Annotated in this window: 19 protein-coding genes and 1 pseudogene; 9 read left to right on the plus strand and 11 right to left on the minus strand. The window is 63.8% G+C overall.

Translation table 11 applies throughout. The features are described 5' to 3' along the window. Positions 1-64 precede the first annotated feature (64 nt). The 5 genes from L1073_RS05610 to hemC form a co-directional block, all read right to left on the minus strand. Positions 65-1426 carry an NCS2 family permease gene (locus L1073_RS05610; RefSeq protein ID WP_246897463.1) on the minus strand — a complete coding sequence of 454 codons (1362 nt, stop codon included), beginning with the start codon at positions 1424-1426 and terminating at the stop codon, positions 65-67. A 199-nt stretch (positions 1427-1625) separates the two neighbouring features. Further along, the gene (locus tag L1073_RS05615; RefSeq protein ID WP_246897465.1) at positions 1626-2855 is read right to left on the minus strand and encodes a heme biosynthesis HemY N-terminal domain-containing protein; all 1230 of its coding nucleotides are present in this window, start codon (positions 2853-2855) and stop codon (positions 1626-1628) included. After that, positions 2852-4333: a uroporphyrinogen-III C-methyltransferase gene (locus L1073_RS05620; RefSeq protein ID WP_246897467.1), complete on the minus strand. Its 1482-nt coding sequence runs from the start codon at positions 4331-4333 to the stop codon at positions 2852-2854. The genes L1073_RS05615 and L1073_RS05620 overlap by 4 nt, the downstream gene beginning before the upstream one ends. A 47-nt stretch (positions 4334-4380) precedes the next feature. Beyond that, positions 4381-5136 (minus strand): uroporphyrinogen-III synthase, encoded by a 756-nt coding sequence (locus tag L1073_RS05625; RefSeq protein WP_246897469.1) that lies wholly within the window; start codon positions 5134-5136, stop codon positions 4381-4383. Continuing rightward, positions 5133-6077 carry a hydroxymethylbilane synthase gene (gene hemC / locus L1073_RS05630; protein ID WP_246897471.1) on the minus strand — a complete coding sequence of 315 codons (945 nt, stop codon included), beginning with the start codon at positions 6075-6077 and terminating at the stop codon, positions 5133-5135. Before hemC ends, L1073_RS05625 begins: the two co-directional genes overlap by 4 nt. Positions 6078-6260: 183 nt before the next feature. On the opposite strand from hemC, the gene argH reads away from it, so the two are divergent. The 7 genes and pseudogenes from argH (at position 6261) to L1073_RS05665 (ending at position 12411) form a co-directional block, all read left to right on the plus strand. Then, positions 6261-7664 carry an argininosuccinate lyase gene (gene argH / locus L1073_RS05635; protein ID WP_246897473.1) on the plus strand — a complete coding sequence of 468 codons (1404 nt, stop codon included), beginning with the start codon at positions 6261-6263 and terminating at the stop codon, positions 7662-7664. Further along, positions 7664-7774: pseudogene (gene lptM, locus L1073_RS17300) on the plus strand (LPS translocon maturation chaperone LptM); the annotation flags it as partial. The gene argH and the pseudogene lptM, both read left to right, overlap by 1 nt. Positions 7775-7881: 107 nt before the next feature. Further along, positions 7882-9138: a diaminopimelate decarboxylase gene (lysA, locus tag L1073_RS05645; RefSeq protein ID WP_246897477.1), complete on the plus strand. Its 1257-nt coding sequence runs from the start codon at positions 7882-7884 to the stop codon at positions 9136-9138. Beyond that, complete coding sequence (gene dapF, locus L1073_RS05650; protein WP_246897479.1) at positions 9138-9971, plus strand: diaminopimelate epimerase; 834 nt, start codon at positions 9138-9140, stop codon at positions 9969-9971. Before lysA ends, dapF begins: the two co-directional genes overlap by 1 nt. 75 nt (positions 9972-10046) lie before the next feature. Next, entirely contained in the window at positions 10047-10766 is a 720-nt protein-coding gene (locus tag L1073_RS05655) for a DUF484 family protein (RefSeq protein WP_246897481.1), read from the plus strand. Beyond that, positions 10750-11646 (plus strand): tyrosine recombinase XerC, encoded by an 897-nt coding sequence (locus tag L1073_RS05660; protein WP_246897482.1) that lies wholly within the window; start codon positions 10750-10752, stop codon positions 11644-11646. The genes L1073_RS05655 and L1073_RS05660 overlap by 17 nt, the downstream gene beginning before the upstream one ends. Positions 11647-11685: 39 nt before the next feature. Next, positions 11686-12411, plus strand: coding sequence for an HAD family hydrolase (locus L1073_RS05665; protein WP_246897484.1), 726 nt, complete (start codon positions 11686-11688; stop codon positions 12409-12411). Between the two features lie 9 nt (positions 12412-12420). On the opposite strand, the gene yihA is transcribed toward L1073_RS05665, so the two are convergent. After that, on the minus strand, positions 12421-13044 hold the full coding sequence (gene yihA, locus L1073_RS05670) for a ribosome biogenesis GTP-binding protein YihA/YsxC (RefSeq protein WP_246897485.1): 624 nt from the start codon (positions 13042-13044) through the stop codon (positions 12421-12423). Positions 13045-13380: 336 nt separating this feature from the next. Between yihA and L1073_RS05675 the strand changes: the two genes are divergently transcribed. Beyond that, positions 13381-14013, plus strand: coding sequence for a thiol:disulfide interchange protein DsbA/DsbL (locus L1073_RS05675; RefSeq protein ID WP_246897487.1), 633 nt, complete (start codon positions 13381-13383; stop codon positions 14011-14013). After that, positions 14006-14824: an endonuclease/exonuclease/phosphatase family protein gene (locus L1073_RS05680; RefSeq protein WP_246897488.1), complete on the plus strand. Its 819-nt coding sequence runs from the start codon at positions 14006-14008 to the stop codon at positions 14822-14824. The genes L1073_RS05675 and L1073_RS05680 overlap by 8 nt, the downstream gene beginning before the upstream one ends. Positions 14825-14857: 33 nt before the next feature. Here L1073_RS05680 and nuoN read toward each other — a convergent pair whose 3' ends face one another. The 5 genes from nuoN to nuoJ all read right to left on the minus strand — a co-directional run bounded on the left by nuoN (position 14858) and on the right by nuoJ (position 20673). Next, positions 14858-16291, minus strand: a complete 1434-nt coding sequence (nuoN, locus tag L1073_RS05685; RefSeq protein ID WP_246897490.1) for an NADH-quinone oxidoreductase subunit NuoN — start codon at positions 16289-16291, stop codon at positions 14858-14860. Then, positions 16288-17829 carry an NADH-quinone oxidoreductase subunit M gene (nuoM, locus tag L1073_RS05690; protein ID WP_246897491.1) on the minus strand — a complete coding sequence of 514 codons (1542 nt, stop codon included), beginning with the start codon at positions 17827-17829 and terminating at the stop codon, positions 16288-16290. The genes nuoN and nuoM overlap by 4 nt, the downstream gene beginning before the upstream one ends. Before the next feature lie 77 nt (positions 17830-17906). After that, the gene (gene nuoL, locus L1073_RS05695) at positions 17907-19760 is read right to left on the minus strand and encodes an NADH-quinone oxidoreductase subunit L (protein WP_246897493.1); all 1854 of its coding nucleotides are present in this window, start codon (positions 19758-19760) and stop codon (positions 17907-17909) included. Next, positions 19757-20065, minus strand: a complete 309-nt coding sequence (gene nuoK / locus L1073_RS05700; RefSeq protein WP_075369724.1) for an NADH-quinone oxidoreductase subunit NuoK — start codon at positions 20063-20065, stop codon at positions 19757-19759. The genes nuoL and nuoK overlap by 4 nt, the downstream gene beginning before the upstream one ends. Beyond that, on the minus strand, positions 20062-20673 hold the full coding sequence (nuoJ, locus tag L1073_RS05705) for an NADH-quinone oxidoreductase subunit J (protein ID WP_246897495.1): 612 nt from the start codon (positions 20671-20673) through the stop codon (positions 20062-20064). The genes nuoK and nuoJ overlap by 4 nt, the downstream gene beginning before the upstream one ends. Positions 20674-20703 lie beyond the last annotated feature (30 nt).

The following is a 20703-nucleotide window of genomic DNA, read 5'->3' on the forward strand; positions in this document are numbered from 1 at the left end:
CGGCCCTTTTTTCGACGGCCGGTTTGTCGACGACCGACAGTACTTGATGCAGTACAAGGCTACATCACTGCATCGTCACCAGCATGATCGCGCAGAGTACCGCCGTCACCCACATGGCGGGCTTGATCTCGGCCAGGCGTCCCGTGCAAAGCTTGATCGCCACGAAACTCAAGAACGCGAAGGCAATACCCAGCGTGATCGAGTACGTCAGCGGCATGACGATAATCGCCAGAAACGCCGGGAAGGCTTGATCCATCTTCTGCCACTCGATACGTCCCACCGGCGCCAGCATGAACACCCCCACCATGACCAATGCCGGCGCAGTGGCGATCGCCGGTACCAGTGACAGCAATGGCGACAGAAACAGGAACGGTAGAAACAGCAAGCCACAGACGACGCCGACGATCCCCGTGCGCCCGCCTTGTGCAACGCCCACCCCGGACTCGATGAACGTCTGCGCAGCACTGGTGCCCAACGGGGCGGCGATCATCGAAGCGAAGGCATCCACAGTCATCGAACGTTTGAGATTACGCGGCTGCCCGTTGGCATCCTTGAGATCGGCAGCCTCCGAGAGCGCCAGGAAGCATGACAGCGCATCGAAGAAGTTGGTGAACAGCATCACGAAGATGAACGGCCAGTAGGCAACCTTGAGCGCGCCCCACAGGTCGACCTGCCACATGACGCTGAAATCCGGCCATGCAGCGAGACCGTTCCACGCCACGACCACATCCGCGCCCCACAGGCGCCCCATGGGTATCGCCACCAGCGTGGTGATAACGATGCCCAGCACCAATGCGCCATTGACGCGCAGCGTGACCAGAACCGCCGTCAGCAGCATCCCGACGATGAAGGTAATCAATGCCGGATCCAGCGCTCCTAGCGATATCAGCGTAGCGGGATCGTCGACGACGAAGCCGGCGTTCTTGAAGCCGATGAAGGTGATGAATAATCCGATGCCGCAGGTGATGCCGTAGCGCAGCGAATCGGGAATCGCCTCGACGATCGCCTTGCGCACGTTGAAGAACGCCAGCACTGCGAACAGTACGCCCGACCAGAACACACAGCCCAGCGCGACTTGCCAAGGCAGGCCCGCCCCCTGCACCAGGGTATAGGCGAACAGCGCGTTCATGCCCATGCCGGGCGCGACGAGTATAGGATTACGTGCGTACAACCCCATCGCCAGACTGCTGAGGAAGCTGATCAAGACGGTCGCCGAGAGCCCCGCCGAGAAGGGAATGCCTGCATCGCTCAGGATCGAGGGGTTGACCACGATGATGTACATCGCCGCGAGAAAAGTCGCCAGGCCGGCAAGTAATTCCGTTCGTAGGGTCGAGCCATAGCGGCGGATGCCGAAGTAACGCTCCAGGGCACCGTCCTGTTGCGAGGTCGATGACGTGGCAGCACGTCGGTGGGGAGTCTGCGCCATGATGTCGTTCCTATGTGTGTCATTGTTGTCATGAAGGACGCTCTAACGTTACCCGCATCTTGACCGATTGGACAAGGATGTAGAAACACCAACGGCCCACAGACCACCCAATGAGGCGCCTGCAGGCCGCGATTCGCCCCTTCATGACGGGCGATAAAAAAGGGCGCCCGCAGGCGCCCAGGAGAGCAAAAAACGTTGGCTAGCGTGTGCGTTCGCTAGGCTGCGGTAACGCCGGCAACGAGCGATCGAGCAGCTCCACACTCTGGCGATAGAAGAGCTGGCTCTTCTGATGCTCGCCCAGGTTGGCGTAAAGCCGCGCCAGCTCGGCACATACAATCCCACTGGGACGCTGGCGCTGGCTGGCTTCAAAATATTCCTGCGCCTTGCCCCAATAAGCGTTGCGCAACGATAAACGTCCCAGGCTCAGCAATAAATCGGGATCGTTGGGACGTTCCTGCAGCCATTTCTCGGCATACGCCAACTGACGCCCGGCATCCACATTGAGCAGGCCATAACGCAACACCAGACGCGTATCCCAGTGCTCCTTGAGGGAATGCCGCAGCAAGCGCTCGGCCATTGCTTCTTCGCCGTCCTTGACCAGCGCCTCGGTATACAGCACCACCAGTTCGACATCGCTGCGCAGATAGTCGGGCATGTCGGCCCACAGGTTGCGCACGCGGTTGGCATCGGCATTGGGCTGGCGCTGAACCGCCTGCAGGATCAACTCGTGATAGGCACGCTGTTCCAGCTCGTGGCGCTCTTCCGCAGTGATCAATTGCTGCTTGTCGAGCTTAGGCAGCAAATGACGAATGCCCTCCCAATCGTTGACGCTGAGATAGGCCTGACGCAGCAGCTTGAGCACCTGCGGATGATTGGGCAGCTGCTTTTCGAGACGCGTCAGCGTCGCCAGCGCCTCCTCGAATTGCTGGCGATCGAGCATCAGTTGCGCTTGCACCATGCCCACCGCGTTATCGGCCCCTTCGGTACTGTGGTGGGCGTGCTTGAGCAGCGTGTCGGCATGTTCGAAACGTCCCTGATAATGCGCCGCCAGTGCCGCAGAAAGGTAATTGACCAGCGGTGTACTGGAATCGTCCGCCGCCTTGACCAGGTCCCTCTCGGCACGTTTCCAGCGGCCTTCAGCGAGTGCCACCAGGCCTCTCACGGTACGCTTCATGGCATTGCGATTGCGCGTGCGGCTATTCCAGACCTTGAGCCGACTCACCGGACGCCGCAGACGATAGAGGACGCGCAGCAGGAAATGCAGGGCCAGAAACACCGCCAACAATATCACCAGGCCCAGCCAGAACGAGGTCTGGATCGAGGTATCGCCCACGCGCACCAGCCAGTAACCGGGCATCGACTGCATCAACTGGCCGAATAGCGCGCCGACGGCCAGCCCTACGACGATGAGAAGAATCAACTTTCTCATTCACTCTCTCCTTCATCGTCCTGACGTTGCTCGCTACCACCGTCACCGTTGCCGTTCTGGAAACGCTTCTCGATGAAGTCCTTGAGCGTCTGCTGCGACTCGCTGATATCCGGCAGCTCGGGGCGAATGGTCTTGTCACGCAACGACTCGAGTCGCTCGAGGGAATTGTTAACCGCCTCGCGTTGCGTGTCGTAGTAGCGCTCGATCAGGGTGATCGCCTTGTCGAGACTGGCCTGGTAGAGCTTGGGCTCGGTCTTGAGCAAGGCCAATTGAGCCTGCTCGAGCAAGAGCCGAACGTTCTGCCGCAGGTAGGATTCCTGCTCGGGCGTCACCAAGGCCTCCAGCGCCTCATCGTGACGGCGTATGACGACGAGATCCTTGAGCTCGCCGCCCAGACGGGAGAGCTGTTGTTGCCAGCCGCCCTCGAGCGAGGAATCGTCGCCGTTCTGCGCGGCCATCTCTTCCACGTCCTGCTTGAGCGGCAGACCCGCCAACTGCTCTTGCTGCGCCATCAACGCCAGATACAGCCCGGTACGATCCACTGTGGGCACCGAATCCAGCGCCGCCAGCTCGGACTGAATCGCCCGGCGCACCGGAATCAAGGCCGGGTTGTCGGCATCGGCCAAACGCTCATCGGCGGCCTGTAGCAACGCCTTGGCACCCTTGACGTCGCGCTCGAGCTGCAAGCGCTGATTGGCCAGGCGCAGCAGATACTCGGCCTCGGCATGCAGCCATTCACGCGGGTCGGCATCCTGCTCGTCAGCCAGCTCGGAGAGTATCTTGTCGAGATTTTTGTCGATGTCTTGACGATAGTCCTGAAAATCGCCCTGCAGCGATTCGAACGCTTGCTCCCGCTGGTCGAGACGCTGGCGCAGCGTGTCGATGGTCTGGGCGTTCTCGTCACCGGCACTGGCCAGTTCGGCCTGCTGCGCCTGCAAGCGCTTCCAGCCATATCCCAGCCCCAGTACCACGACGATGGCTACGATCACGGCGATGATCAGCGCCACGATGGCCAGACCACGCCCGTTGCCACCACCGCCTCGCGACGCTTGCGCTGAGGGGGGTGAGGAGTCGTTGCCGCCGGCCTGGGCCTTTCCCGTGCCCTTGGCCGGAGTGTCCGTGGCTTTTTGCTGAGACTTGGTGCCCTGCTGGTTCTTGGCACCACGTTTGGCGGTGGACGACGCTGCACCGGTTGCGGATGTCGTCTCGCTTGTCTTGCGCGATGCATCGTCCGCCTTTCGATCAGCCTTTGGCGTCGCGTCGGAGGAGGCCTGGGACGCTGCGGCGTCGGTCGTCGATGCCTTGGACGACGCGGCGTCCGCCGCCTTGTCCGAGGCACCGCGCGTCTCGTCGGCTACCTCGCCGTCGGTGTCGGCCTTGTGAGTCTCGGAGGAGGCCGGCGACTGAGGCGTCTCATCGGCGGACGTCGACGCATCGGTAGGCGTGTTCTTGTCATCCTGATCCTGTCGTTTGCTCATGTGTCGCTAGCCCTTTTCTCAAACTCATCGTGATCAACGTTGGCGCGTCACGTGTCGCCTACTTCCTGTACGGCGGTCACCAAGGCCTCCGGCGTCGCGCCCTGCGCCACGTGTAACGAAGCGAAGCCCATCGTGTCTGCCAGTGTAGCCAAACGCTGACTGGAAACGATTAGCGGTTTGTTCAACGCCGCCTGTCCGCACCAGATAACCAGATGCTCGAGCAATTCGCCACTGGTCACGGTCATCGCCGTGAAATCGCCGGTGGCGAGCCAGTCGGCAGCGGTCGCATCCGGCGCCGTATAAACGCGCTGATAGAGTGCCAGCTTAGTGGCGCGCGCGCCACGCGCCTCAAGCGTTTGCGCGAGTAGCTGGCGCCCGCCCATTCCGCCGACAACCAGCACCCGCTGACCGCCGAGTCGGGCCAGCGAGCGCATCGCCAACAGCGCCTCGCTGGTCGTGCCGCGACCGGGATCGGGCACACTCGCCTTGATGTCCAGGCCACGGTAAAGCGTCGTCGCCGTGGCCACACCCAGCGCATAGAAACGCGGCCCCTGCGGCAATTGCGGCCAATAACGATCGAGCCACTCGACCAGGCACTCGGCGGCGAAGGGGCTGGTCACGATCACCACGTCGTACTGATCGACATCCAGCAAAGGCGCGCGCTTGACCTCATCGACGCCGAGCGGCTGCAAGTGCATCAATGCCGGACGGGCGGGCACGAATCCCGCCTCCGACAAGGCCTTGGAAAGCCGTTCGCCGCCCTCCCCGGGGCGCGTCACCAGGATGCGTGACGCGGCGCTCATTCCTCCTGACCGTACACATCCGCGAGAATCTCGCCGGCGCCCTGATCGAGCAACGACTCGGCGATACGCACACCCAGCGCTTCAGGCTCGTCGGCCGAGCCACGCCCCTCGGCGCGCAACACATGCGAGCCGTCCGGATCCCCGACCAGTGCCCGCAGCCATAGCGTGCGATCACCATTCTCGAGCACCGCGTAGCCGCCGATGGGTACCTGACAACCACCATCCAGGCGTGTGTTCATGGCGCGTTCGGCGCGCACTCGAGTCGCCGTCTGCGCATGATCGAGCGGCGCCAGAACCTCGAGCAGCGTTTCATCGTCATAGCGACATTCGATACCCAACGCGCCCTGCCCGCAGGCCGGCAGGCTGACTTCCGGCGGCAGTTCCTGAGTGATGCGGTGGCCGAGTTCGAGACGCTCGAGCCCTGAGGTGGCCAGAATGATCGCCTCGAATTCGCCGGCATCGAGCTTGCCCAAACGTGTCTGTACGTTGCCACGCAGGTTGAGCACCTCCAGATCGGGGCGCGCTTCCTTGACCTGCAGGCCCCGGCGCAGACTCGAGGTGCCCACCCGCACGCCTTCGGGCAAGGCATCCAGCGTGGTGTAATCGTTGGAGACGAAAGCATCCGTCGGTGCGCTACTCTCCAGAATCACCGACAGTCCCAGCCCTTCAGGGAAGTGCATCGGTACATCTTTCATCGAGTGCACGGCGATATCGGCGCGTCCATCCAGCAGCGCCTCTTCCAATTCCTTGACGAAGAGCCCCTTGCCGCCGACCTTGGACAGCGGCGAATCGAGAATCTTGTCGCCGCGCGTGGTCATAGCGACCAGCTCCACCTCGAGTCCGGGATGTAGCGCCATCAGCCGAGCCTTGACATGCTCGGCCTGCCATAACGCGAGACGGCTCTGTCGGGTGGCGATGCGCAGTGTCTGCATGGCGGGCATTGGACTCTCCTCAATGGGCGCTCACCTATTTCGGCGGCGGGGATGACTATCATCATAAAGCAGTCCCCGGTCGAGGAAAAATCCCGCCCCCGGCGTTCCCGCGCCTTGTCCCGCCTCGCCAGCGGCGCCGACTCTGGTACACTCAGGGCATCACCATCTCGACCCAGCAGGACGCCACGCCCGATGAGCAATACGACCAACCAATCCTGGGGCGGACGCTTCAGCGAACCTACCGATACCTTCGTGGCACGTTTCACGGCCTCGGTGGCGTTCGACCGGCGCCTCTATCATCACGACATTCGCGGTTCCATCGCCCATGCCACCATGCTCGAGCGTGTCGGCGTGCTCACTTTTGATGAGCGCGAGACCATCGTGCAAGGCCTTGAGGAGATCGAGCGAGAAATCGACGCCGAGCAGTTTCCCTGGTCGGTGGAACTCGAAGACGTGCACATGAACATCGAGGCTCGGCTGACCGAAAAAATCGGCATCACCGGCAAGAAGCTGCATACCGGGCGCTCGCGCAACGACCAGATCGCCACCGACATCCGCCTTTATCTGCGCGACGAGATCGATGTCGTTGCGGCCGAGCTCGCGCGCTTGCGCGAAGGGCTGATCGCGCTGGCCACGCGCGAGGCCGATACCATCATGCCCGGCTTCACGCATCTGCAGACCGCCCAGCCGGTGACCTTCGGCCACCATCTGCTGGCCTGGCAGGAAATGCTCGCTCGCGATCACGAACGCCTGCTGGACTGCCGTAAGCGCGTCAACGTGATGCCGCTGGGCGCCGCCGCGCTGGCCGGCACCACTTATCCCATCGACCGCCACGTTACCGCCGAGTTGCTGGGGTTCGAGCGTCCCGCCGAGAACAGCCTCGACGCGGTCAGCGACCGCGACTTCGCCATCGAATTCGGCGCCTTCGCCAGCGTGCTGTTGATGCACCTGTCGCGCATGAGCGAGGAACTGGTGCTGTGGACCAGCGCCCAGTTCGACTTCATCGACCTGCCCGACCGTTTCTGCACCGGCTCGTCGATCATGCCGCAGAAGAAGAATCCCGACGTGCCCGAGCTGGTGCGCGGCAAGACCGGCCGCGTCTATGGCCACCTGATGGGCCTGTTGACGCTGATGAAGTCGCAACCGCTGGCCTACAACAAGGACAATCAGGAAGACAAGGAACCGCTGTTCGACACGCTCGACACCGTGCAGGGCTGTCTCAAGGCATTCGCCGACATGGTGCCGGCCATCGAGGCCAAGGCGGACAATATGTTCGAGGCTGCGCGCAAGGGCTTCTCCACCGCCACCGACCTGGCGGACTACCTGGTGCGTGCCGGCGTGGCCTTCCGCGACGCCCATGAAATCGTCGGTCAGGCCGTGGCGCTGGGCCTGCGCGAGCAGAAGGATCTGTCGGAGATGTCCCTCGACGAATTGCGCCAATTCTCCGACGCCATCCAGGCCGACGTCTTCGAGGTGCTGACGCTGGAAGGCTCGGTGGCGGCACGCAACCACATCGGCGGCACCGCACCCGACCAGGTCCGCGCTGCCGCCCAGCGCGCCCGCGACGCGCTCGCCACGCTGCGACAGGAGGCATGATGCGTTTACTTCCGATACTGGCCGCCCTCGGCATCGCCCTGCTCACCCTCGCCGGTTGCGGCCAGAAGGGGCCGCTTTACATGCCCGATGACGAACAGGCCAGCGAGCAGTACGACCCGGCGGATGCCTATGAAGACGACGCCGAACAGGGCGAAGATGGCACTGACCAAGGCCAGGACGACGCCTCTTCCCAATCCGACAGCGACGCAGACTGACGATGGATCATTTCAACTACCGCGACGGCCAACTCTACGCTGAAGACGTCCCACTGGCCGACATCGCCAAGCGTTTCGGCACGCCCTGTTACGTATACTCGCGGGCGACCTTCACGCGTCACTTCAAGGCCTACAGCGAGGCGCTGGGCGAGCATCCGCACCTGATCTGCTACGCAGTGAAGGCCAATGCCAACCTCGCCGTACTCGACCTGTTGGCACGCCTCGGCGCGGGGTTCGACATCGTCTCCCAGGGCGAGCTGGAGCGCGTACTGGCCGCCGGCGGCGACCCCGCCAAGGTGGTGTTTTCCGGCGTCGCCAAGCAGGCTGACGAGATGGCACGCGCATTGGAAGTCGGCATCAAGTGCTTCAACGTGGAGTCGCTGCCCGAGCTCGAGCGTCTGAACCAGGTCGCCGGTGACTGCGGCCAGGTGGCGCGAGTCTCGCTGCGCGTCAATCCCGACGTCGACGCCAGGACCCACCCGTATATTTCCACCGGTCTCAAGGCCAACAAGTTCGGCATCGCCGTCGACGACGCCTTCGCGGTCTATCAGCGGGCCGCCGAGCTGGAGAATCTCGAGGTCGTCGGGCTGGATTGCCACATCGGTTCGCAGCTCACCGAACTGGCGCCCTTCCTCGACGCCCTGGATCGACTGCTGGTATTGCTCGACCGCCTGCACGAGGCGGGCATTACCATCGAGCATCTCGACCTGGGTGGCGGCCTCGGCGTGCCCTATCAAGACGAGCAACCGCCCGCGCCCTACGACTATGCCCGAGCCCTGCTCGAGCGCCTCGACGGCCGCGACCTGACGCTGCTCTTCGAGCCGGGCCGCTCGATCGCCGCCAACGCCGGCGTGCTGGTGACCCGCGTCGAATACCTGAAGCCCGGCGAGACCCAGCATTTCGCCATCGTCGACGCCGGCATGAACGACCTGATTCGTCCCGCGCTGTATGAAGCATGGCAACGCATCGTCCCGGTCGATACTCGAGCGCCCCGTGAGACGGCGCTCTACGACGTGGTCGGTCCGGTCTGTGAAACCGGCGACTTCCTCGGCAAGGCGCGTGAACTGGCCATCGCGCCGGGCGATCTGCTCGCAGTGCGCTCGGCCGGGGCTTACGGCTTCGTGATGGCCTCCAACTACAACAGCCGGCCGCGTCCCGCCGAGATCATGGTCGACGGCGACAGCGCGCAGGTCGTGCGCGAACGCGAGACGCTCGCCGACTTGTGGGCCGGCGAGCATCGCCTGGCGGAGACCTCCTGATGCTGCTGCATTTCACCAAGATGCACGGGCTGGGCAATGACTTCATGGTGGTCGACCTGGTCACCCAGCGGGCGCGACTCGACACCGAACGCATCCAGCAGTTGGCCAACCGTCATCTCGGCATCGGTTTCGATCAGTTGCTGCTGGTCGAGCCGCCACGCGACCCGGAGATGGATTTCCGTTACCGCATCTTCAACGCCGACGGCCACGAGGTGGAGAATTGCGGTAACGGCGCCCGCTGCTTCGCGCGTTTCGTACGCGGAGCGGGGCTAACCCACAAGCGCGAAATCCGCGTCGAAACCCAGGCCGGGCCCCTGACCCTGCGCGTCGAGGAAGACGAGCGGGTCCGCGTGAACATGGGTGTGCCGCGTTTCGCCCCCGAGGCGGTGCCCTTCGACGCCCCGACCGATGCGCCCACGCATACCCTGGAGGTCGACGACACACGCTGGGAAATCGGCGTGGTCTCAATGGGCAACCCCCACGCCGTCCTCGTGGTCGACGATGCCGATAGCGCACCGGTAGCACACCTGGGCCCGCTCATCGAACGCCACGTGCGCTTCCCTCGACGCGTCAACGTGGGCTTCCTGCAGGTCGTCTCGCGTCACGAGGCGCGCCTGCGGGTCTTCGAACGTGGTAGCGGCGAAACGCTGGCCTGCGGCACCGGCGCCTGCGCAGCGGTGGCCACCGGCATCCGACGCGGGTTGTTCGAGAGTCCCGTCGATGTTCACCTACCCGGTGGCACACTAACCGTGGAATGGCCCGCCGAGGACGCCCCCATGGTGATGATCGGCCCCGCTACCAGCGTCTTCGAGGGACGTATCGCGCTGCCTTAGCAGCATTGCCGAGTGCCCGGAGAACCTGCAAACAACGATACGGCACGCAAGACGGAAACACAGGAGAACATACGCATGTCCCAAGCCCAGGCGCCCGAGCCGCGCACGACGCTCGACCCCGAGCGTGTTGCGCATTGGCTGGCCCGTCATCCCGACTTCTTCGTCGGCCGAGAGGGACTGCTGCAACAGCTCAAGGTGCCGCATCCCCAGACCCAAGGCGCTATTTCACTGCTCGAACGCCTGGTGCACGACCTGCGCGAGCGTGCCGAGACCGCCGAATGGCGCCTCGAGCATCTGCTGGAGACGGCGCGCCACAACGAGGCGCAGTACCAGCGCACACGCACACTGATCCTGGCATTGCTCGAAGCGGAAAACGTCGATGCACTGGGCGAGGCATTATCGACTCAGCTCAGCGAGCGATTTCGCACCCAGGCGGTCGCCTTGTGGCTGGACTCGCCTCACGATGGCAGCGCCGTGCAGCCACCCCGTTTGTGCCTCGATGACCCCGCCCGCGACGCCCTGGAGCATCTTCTCGACGGCCACAACAGCCGCTGTACCCAGCTCTCGCGGGAAGCGTGGCAACATCTCCTCCCGCATTCCGAACCGCCCGAGAGCAGCGGCTCATGCGCCGTGACGCGCCTGACCATGGGCGAGCCGCTCGGCTACCTGCTGCTGGCCAGCCAGGAGAGCGAGCACTTTCGTGCCACGCTCGATACCCTGTTCACCGATTACCTCGGCGAAATCGTCGGGCGCTTGCTTATCCGACTGGATACCCCGCATGCACGCCGCGATTGAAGATTTCCTGCGCGCCCTGGCGGGGTATGCCAGCCCCGCGACGCTGGATGCCTATCGACGCGACCTGACCGCGCTGGCGCATTTCCTCGAAGCGCATGACATCGACGCCTGGTCCACGCTGGATGTCGCCCTGGTGCGCCGCTTCCTGGGCGCCGAACGCACCCGAGGCCTGGCCCCGCGCAGTCTCGCCCGGCGCCGTGCCGCGCTATCGCGCTTCGCCGATCACCTGGTGCACAGCGGCGTGCTCGCTCACAATCCCGTAGCCTTGACCCAGACACCCCGGCAACCTCAGCACCTGCCGCGTCCGGTGGATGTCGATCAGTTATCACGCTTCCTGGACACGCCACACGACGACACCCCACTGGCCGTGCGCGACCAGGCCATGCTGGAGCTGTTCTACTCCTGCGGGCTGCGTCTGGCGGAGTTGACGGCGCTGAATATCACCGATCTGGAGGCGCGCCGCGTGCGGGTCATGGGCAAGGGCAGCAAGCCGCGCCAGATGCCCCTCGGCAGTCGTGCCCAGGCAGCGCTGGCAACATGGCTCGAGGTCCGTGGTCAGTTGGCCGACGAGCAGGAAAGTGCGCTGTTCGTCGGTCAGCGTGGTGCACGCCTCGGGCATCGTGCGGTGCAGAAGCGCCTCGTGCATCTTGCCCGCGAGCGCGGCCTGCCCGAACATCTGCATCCGCATCGCCTGCGCCACTCCTTCGCCAGCCATATGCTCGAATCGAGCCAGGACCTGCGTGCCGTCCAGGAACTGCTGGGGCATGCCAATCTGTCTACCACACAGGTCTATACCCGGCTCGACTGGCAGCATCTCGCCGACGCCTACGATCAGGCACATCCCCGCGCCCGGCGTCACAAAACGCCCGGCGAAGGCTGAGACTCACATTTCTGACTCACGGCTCTAGAGGCGACCCCAATGGCGATAACCGCGCTGACCTTCGATCTCGATGACACGCTGTGGAACAACCGCCCGGTTCTCGAGCGTGCCGAAACCGGGCATTATCAATGGCTCAGCGATGCCCTCGCCGCCGCCTCACCAGACGCCACCCGCGCATTCATGACAGATTACCCGTTGAGCACGTATCAGCAGCACCGTCTCGACGTGGCGCGACGCTTTCCGCTCAAGCGCGGCGACTTCACCTGGATTCGCGAACGCGCGTTGTTCGAGTTGGTGGAAACCTACGGGCTGCCTCGCCTGCGGGCGCGTCTGTGGGCAGCGCATGCCATCGCGCATTTTCTCGATCTGCGCCATGACCTCACGCCCTATCCCGAGGTGGCGGCCATGTTCGACACGCTGCGCCAGGACTATCGGATCGCCGCGATCACCAACGGCAACGCCGACCTCAAGCGCCTGGATCTGGCCGACCATTTCAGCGTGATGATCGCCGCAGGCGAACTGCATGCCCCCAAGCCCGACCCGCGCGCTTTCCTCGCCGCACTGGCAAGGCTTCGTGCCCGGCCGTCACAGGCCCTGCATGTCGGCGACTCCTGGCGCGAGGACGTGCTACCCGCGCAGCGCCTGGGCATGCACGTCGCCTGGATCGACGCCAAGAATGAAGGCTCGCGCGAGCTGCCACCCGGCGTGCATCGCCTCACGCATGTACGTGAACTGCCAACCCTACTCGCCAGGCTGGCAGGGTAGGTTGACGCGTCACACGGCATCCCGCTCACAGAGCCAGGCATCCATGCGCGCGCACGCTCCATCGACGCCTTGCCGCTTGAGCGCCGAGAACAACTGCACGCTGACCAGGTCTTCCCACTCGGCGAGCTGACGCCGCACCGCCAGCAGCGAAGACTTGGCGGCGCCGGACTTGAGCTTATCGGCCTTGGTCAGCAGGATATGCACAGGCATGCCCTTTTCGTCGGCCCAGCCCAGCATCATCTGGTCGAATTCGCTCAGCGGGTGCCGCACGTCCATGACCAGCATCAGGCCCCTGAGCGTTTCGCGCTCGTACAGGTACTCGCTCAAGTGACGCTGCCACTCCAGCTTGACCTGGTCCGGCACCTTGGCGAAGCCGTAACCGGGCAGATCCACCAACCGGTACGCCTCGTCGTTGGCGAGGGTGAAGAAGTTGATCAGTTGCGTGCGCCCCGGCGTCTTCGAGGTACGCGCCAGCGCCTTCTGCTGAGTCAGGGCGTTGATCGCGCTGGACTTGCCGGCATTGGAACGCCCCGCGAATGCCACTTCCGCCCCCGTATCCGGAGGGCACAAAGCCAAGCGCGGCGCGCTGATCAAAAAACGCGCGGTCTGGTAGTTGATCTTGCCATCTTGCATGATGAGTCTCGACTGAGCCTGCCGCCCGAGAGCGGCGAATGTCCATGGAGTGGGCCGTTTGCCACACAGTGTATCATTATGCGCCGAGGCCGCGTCTCATGGCGCTCTCGATGCGCACCGCAAGATAGAGCATGGCAACAGCCACCCTTTCCATGAGATCCCTCTTTCCTCGGTGCCCGCCGGGGTGGTATCACTGGGAAACTGAGGGCCAAGACCGTGTATCGCATGAGTCGCTAGGGAACCCGAGACACTGAAGCGGCTCAAAGGTGTCACCATGGGAGGCGACGAAGGTTCGCCACCCGTTTTCCGTTTTTTATGCAAGCCAAGGAGAGATGCATGTTGAAGTCACTGCTGGTGCTGGTCACCGGACTGAGTTTATCGACGCTGGCCATGGCCGCCGACCCGGTTGCCGGAGAAGATTACGAGGTACTCGACGAGCCCGTGAAGACCGAAGTACCGGACGGCAAGATCGAGGTCAACGAGGTATTCTGGTACGGCTGCCCGCATTGCTACGCTCTTGAAGAGCCACTCAATGCATGGGTCGACGAGCTGCCCGACGATGTCGCCTTTCAGCGCATCCCGGCCACCATGGGCGATACCTGGACCAAGCATGCACGCGCCTTCTACGCTGCCAAGGCGTTGGGCATCCAGAAAGAAATGCACAGCGATTTCTTCGATGCCATCCACGAGGGAGGCCAGCGCCTCACCAAACCGGACGACATCGCCGAGTTCTTCACTCATTACGATGTCAGCAAGGACGACGCGCTCGAGGCACTCGAGTCCTTCGGCGTGAAAAGCCAGATCAATCGCGCCAACGCCAAGATGCGTAGCTACAAGATCATGGGGGTCCCCGCCCTGATCGTCGACGGTCATTACGTCATCACGCCCAGCAGCGCCGGCTCGCTGGAGAACATGCCCAAGATCGCCGATGCCCTGATCGACAAGGTACGCAGCGAACGCAATGAGTAACGCCACTGCCGTGGCGCCTGCTTCCCAGACGCCCCGCTCGCTACGCCTGCTGACCTGCAACTTGCAGGTCGGCATTCATACCTCGGCCTATCATCACTATCTGACACGCAGTTGGCAGCATCTGTTGCCGCACCCCAAGCGCCAGGGGCGCCTCGATCTGATCGGCGACATGCTGCGCGGTTACGACATCGTCGGCCTTCAGGAAGTCGATGGGGGCAGTTTCCGCTCGGGGCACGTCAATCAGGTCGAATATCTCGCCACACGGGCCGAGTTTCCTCACTACTACCAACAGCTCAACCGCAACCTGGGGCGTGTCGCCCAGCACAGCAACGGCCTGCTGTCGCGTCTGACACCGCGCCAGATAGACGAGTATCGCCTGCCCGGCACGTTACCGGGACGCGGCGCCATTCACGCGCGCTTCGGCGACGGCCCGGATGCCCTGCACCTGGTCGTGGCGCACCTGGCGCTGGGGCATCGCGCACGTACCCGGCAACTCGACTACTTGAGCGAGCTCATTCAACCGCTACGCCACGTGGTCGTGATGGGCGATCTCAACTGCACGCCGGATCAGATCAATGCCCACCAGCGCTTCTGCCATGCGCTGCCGCTGCATCCCGTGGCGATGCCGTTGTCGTATCCCGCCTGGCAGCCACGCCGCGCACTCGATCACATCCTGATCTCCGACGCCTTGCACGCCGAACGCTTCGAGGTGCTCGACCGGCTTTTTTCCGACCATCTGCCGGTGGCAGTAGACATTCAACTGCCCACCGCCTGCCTACGCAGCATGCCCAATGACAATGCCGCCTCGTGAGCGAGCGGCACCGCATCAGCACAGCCGCGACGCTTACGTCGCGGCCATGAGCCGCACCCACTCGATCATCGGCGCGGGATAGACCCCCAGCAGCACGACCAGGGCCGCCAGCGCCAGCACCACCACGCCGCCGGCGCGTTGCGCCCAGTCGGTGGTCGCGTCACGGCGCTGCATGCCCGGCTCGGGCAGAAAGAGCGTCACCATCACGCGTAGATAGTAGTAAAGGCCGATGGCGCTCCCCGCCACCACAGCGCCGACTAACCACCAGCGGCTGGCTTCGACCCCTACCGCGACGATGTAGAACTTGCCGATGAAGCCCGCAGTCAAGGGAATGCCCGCCAGCGACAGCATCATCACCGTCAGCACTGCGGTCAGGTAGGGCCGCCGCCAGAACAAGCCACGGTAATGATGCAAGCGACTGGCATCGGCACCGCCGTAGGGGCTCGACAGCAGCGTCACTACCCCGAACGCACCCAGCGTCGTCAGCACATAGGTCACCAGATAGATACCTGCGGTTTCCACCGCCAGTCCCTCGTTGATCACCAGCGCTACCAGCAGATAGCCGAAATGCGCGATCGAGGAGTAGCCCAGCAAGCGCTTGAGATCTTGCTGCATCAACGCCAGCAGGTTGCCGCCCAGCATGGTCACGAAGGCAAGCACGGCGAGCAGGCTGTGCAGCCAGGCATCCTGGGCCGCCGGGGCGGACTGCAACAGGCGCAGCAAGACCACCAATACCGCCACCTTGCTGGCCGAGGCCAGGAAGGTGGCCGCCGGGGTGGGACTACCTTCGTAGACGTCCGGCGTCCACAGATGGAACGGCACGATGGAAAGCTTGAAGCCCAGCCCGACGATCATCAGGCCCATCCCGGCCAGCAACCATCCATCGCCGCCTGCCGAGGCCAACGCCCCACCCAGCCCGGCGAAATCGAGATGGCCGGTACGCGCATACAAAAGCGCCATGCCGAACAACAAGAAGGCCGAGGCCGCTGCGGAAAGCACCATGTACTTGACGCCCGCTTCCAAGGCGCCCCGCTCGCGATAGGTGTAAGCCAGCATGCCGTAAAGCGGCATCGACAGCAGTTCCAGACTGAAGAACAACGAGGCCAGATGGCGACTGCTCACCAGCGCAATCCCGCCGGCGGCGGCACACAACAGCAGCAGATAATATTCCTCGCGCGGACCGCGCGCGCCTTCCAGATAGGCATGGCCCAGCGTGGCGCAGGCCAGCGTGGCGCCGAGGATCAGCACCCCGCCGAAGATCGACAGGCCGTCTACCCTCATTAGCGGCGTCACGTCGAGCGGCGCCAGCCACCAGACCAGAATCTGTGCCACCAGTGCCAGGTTGAGGCCGATCACGGTCAACGTCGCCGTCAGGTCGTGATGCCGACGCCACGCAATGGTCAGCATCACCACGATGGCCGTGGCGCAGACGAGGATCAGCGGTGAAAGTGCTAGCAACGGCGTCATGGCGTCTCCTCAGGCATGGCAGGCGTTTCTTCCAGCGTCATGATGTGCTCCACGTTTTGCATCGCCGCCTGCGAGGTGTCCAGCAATGGGCCGGGATAAAGCCCGACCCACAATACCAGGACCAGCAGGCCGAGCATCATCACGGTTTCGCGGCCATCGAGCCCGCCCAGCGGCGTTTCTTCCTTGGCCGGACCGAAGTAGACGCGTTGCATGATGAACAGCGAATAGATCGCCGCCAGTACGAAGCCACCACTGGCGACCACAACCACCCAGGGCCAGGCATCGAAGGAGCCGAACAGCACCAGGAACTCGCCCACAAAATTGGCGGTACCCGGGAGGCCCATCGAGGCCGCCACAAAGCACAGTGCGATGCCCGGCAGGCCCTTGATGCGGCCCCACAGGCCACCCATCAGGCGCATGTCGCGGGTATGCAGGCGCTCGTAGAGCTGGCCACTGATGATGAACAACCCCGAGGCCGAGAAGGCATGGGCAACCATCAATATCACGACGCCCTGTAGCGCCAGCTCGGTACTGCTGTAGATGCCGATCAGCACGAAGCCCATGTGGGAAATGCTGGAATAGGCGACTAGACGTTTCAGGTCATGCTGGCCACACGCCAGGATCGCGCCGTAGAAAATGCCCAGAACCCCCAGGCCCATCGCGATCGGCGCGAAGGCCTGGGAGGCCTCGGGAAACAGCGGCAAGGCGAAGCGCAACATGCCGTAGGCGGCGGTCTTGAGCAGGATACCCGCCAGGTCGACACTCCCCGCAGTGGGCGCCTGGGCATGCGCGTCGGGTAGCCACCCATGCAGCGGCACCACCGGCATCTTGACCGCAAAGGCGATGAAGAAGCCGAGCATCAACCACCACGCCATCTGGGGCGAGAGCTCGTTCTGCGCGGTATGCCGCAGCGCCTCGTAGCTGAAGCTGTATTCTCCGGTGGCGGCGTGATGCGCAAACACCAGGCCGAGAATGGCCACCAGCATCAACAGCCCGCTAGCCTGGGTATAGATGAAGAATTTCGTCGCCGCCTGGATGCGCGTGTTACCCGTGGAACCGCTGTGCCCCCATAGCGCGATGAGGAAGTACATGGGGACCAGCATCATCTCCCAGAAGAAGAAGAACAGGAACAGGTCGATGGCCAGGAAGACGCCCACCACGCCACCGAGAATCCACAACAGGTTGAGGTGGAAGAAGCCGATGCGCCGCGAGATCTCGTGCCACGAGCACACCACCGCCAGCACCCCGAGTAGCCCGGTGAGCGCGATCATGATCAGCGACAGGCCATCCAGTGCCAGGTGCACCTCGATCCCGAAGCGGGGAATCCAGTCGGCGCGCCACTCGAGAGCCCAGTCCGAGGCACCCTGCGCGGCGTTCAGGCCATAATCGCCATGCCACCACACGCCCAGAACCAGTGCCAGTTCGAGCAGCATGGTGCCCAGGGCAATCCAGCGCGGCGATTGCTCACCGAAGCGTTCGGCTTGCCAGCACAGCAACCCGCCGATGAAAGGAATCAGAATCAACCAGACAAGAATCATCAGCGCTGCGCCCCCTCAGCTTGCCACGTTAGCCTGCTATTCCTGCCACCGGTGTCTTTCTTCAAGTCGTACATCGCTTACCCCAAAGCCAGGAAGATCAGCACCACGGTCGCGCCCAGCGTCATCGAAACGGCATAGTGGCGCAGCCGCCCCGTCTGAGAACGCGTCAACAGCCAGCGCAGGCCGCGCGCCAGCAACGGCACCAGATTGCACACTCCGTTGATCCAGTCGCTACGCCACAGCCACACCAGGCCACGGAACGGCTTGACCAGCACCACATCGTAGAGGGCATCGAAGCCCCAGGCGTGATGCCACAAGCGCCACAGGCGCGCGCCTTCCGGCAGGGCCACCAGGCGCGCCACCATCTCCCGCCGCCACACGAACAGCCACAACGCCACGGCCGCGCCGCCCACCGCCACCAGCATGGCAATGACCTCCAGCACATGGCGTCCGGCTTCTTGCGTCGCACCGGGACTGGCCGGCAGCACCTCGTCGAGCGGCGGATGAATCCAGGCACCCACCAGCGTCGAGAGCACGATCAACACGACCAGCGGCACGCCATGTACCAGACCGCGACCACCCTCGGCGTGCCGGCTGTGATCGCTGCCCGGCGTGCCGTGGAAGGTACCGACGATCAAGCGCACGGTATACAGCGAGGTCAGCAGTGCGCCGACCAGACCCGCCATCAGCAAGCCGATATGGCCGGACGCCAGCGCTTCCCAGAGGATTTCGTCCTTGCTGTAGAAGCCCGCCGTCACGAACGGCAACGCCATCAGGGCCGAACCGCCTACCACGAACCCGGCATAGGCGAGCGGCAACTTGCGCCACAATCCGCCGAGACGGCGCATGTCCTGCTCGTGATGGCAGGAGACGATCACCGAGCCGGCCGAGAGGAACAGCAACGCCTTGAAGAAGGCGTGCATCATCAGATGGAAGATCGCCGCATCGAAGGCTCCCACACCTAGGGCCAGGAACATGTAGCCGATCTGGCTCATCGTCGAATAGGCCAGCACGCGCTTGATGTCGGTCTGCGCCAGGGCGGCGAACCCAGCCATCAGCAGCGTCACCGCGCCGATCCAGCCCACCAGTGTCAGCACATCCGGTGCCAGCAGGAACAGGCCATGCATACGCGCGATCAGATACACCCCGGCGGTGACCATGGTCGCCGCGTGGATCAGTGCCGACACCGGCGTGGGGCCGGCCATGGCGTCAGCCAGCCAGGTATGCAGCGGCAACTGCGCGGACTTGCCCAGCGCCCCGCCGAGCAGCATCAACGTCGCCAGTTCGACCATCAGGTCGCCGCGCGCCCAGACCTCCGGCGCCCGCGCCAGCAGCGTCTGGATATCCAGCGTGCCCAACTCGACGAACAGGATGAACAGCCCGATCGCCATCAGCACATCGCCGATACGCGTCACCAGGAAGGCCTTGAACGCCGCCCAGCCATTGGCCGAGTCATGGTAGTAGTAGCCGATCAGCAGATAGCTGCACAGGCCGACGCCTTCCCAACCGAGATACAGCAGCAGCAGGTTGTCGCCCAGCACCAGCAGCACCATGCTGAACACGAACAGGTTCATGTAGGCATAGAACCGACGAACCCCGGTGTCGCCGCGCATGTACCAGGCCGCAAACAGATGGATCAAAAAGCCCACGCCGGTAATCACGCCAAGCATCGTCAGCGACAGCCCATCGACCAGCAGGCCCATCGACGACTGAAAATCGCCCACGTCGATCCAGGTCCACAGCGTCATGACCTGCGCTGCCGAGCCGTGTCCGAGGAAGTCGAGGCCCACCCACACGGTCGTGGCCGCCGCCAGCCCCAGCGCGGTGACCCCCACCGTCGCCGCGCCACGCAGCGACAGGCGATCACCGCCCAGCGCCAGGACTAGACACCCCAACAGGGGAAACAAAAACGTCAGAGTGAGTAGATTCATCCGCGCAACCTGCTTGCCGCATCGATATCAAGGGTCTTGAAGCGCCGATAGAGCTGCAACAACAGCGCCAGCCCCACGCTTGCCTCGGCCGCCGCCAGAGTGATCACCAGCAGGAACATCACCTGGCCGTCGGGCTGACCCCAACGTGTTCCCGCAACGATGAAGGCGAGCCCCGCCGCGTTCATCATGACTTCCAGGCTCATCAGCACGAACAGCATGTTCCGGCGCATCATCAGCCCCACCAGGCCCAGCGCGAAGAGGATCGACGCCAGGATCAGGCCGTGTTCCATGGGAACGCCATTCATCGTGAATTCTCCTCGCTTGAGGTGTCGTCACCGAGCGAGCGCTCGCTGGCGGCGCGCCCCCGGCCATCTGCAGTACGCTTACCCGGGACTTGGCGTACCGTGTGTGCCTCGTCATGCGCTTCGCTGCGCCCCAGGTGAGACGCCGCCACCAGCGCCGCCAGCAGCAGCATCGCGGCGAGTTCGACGACGATCAGATAAGGCCCGAACAGCAGCGTGCCCACCGCCTTGGCGGTCAGGGTATCACCCTGGATACGACCGCCCACGTCGGCGCCGATCAATGTCACCAGCAGCACCAACAACAAGATACCGCTGAGCACCGCCGGCCCCAGCCAGGTGCGCGGGCGCAGCCAGGCACTCTCTTGCTGCGCGGCGGCCTCACCGAGATTGAGCATCATCACCACGAACACGAACAGCACCATGATCGCGCCGGCGTAGACGATGATTTCCAGCGCCCCGGCGAAGGGCGCTCCGAGTGCAAAGAACACCATCGCCACCGCTATCAGCGAGACGATCAGGTAAAGCAAGGCATGTACCGGGTGCCGCCCGGTCACCACCCCAAGCGTCGCGAGCACGGCGACCACGGCGCTGAGATAGAAGGCGATTTCCATGGTGTCTCCCTATCCTGGTAAGGGCATCCC

The organism is Chromohalobacter nigrandesensis, assembly GCF_023061285.1.
Classification (GTDB): domain Bacteria; phylum Pseudomonadota; class Gammaproteobacteria; order Pseudomonadales; family Halomonadaceae; genus Chromohalobacter; species Chromohalobacter nigrandesensis.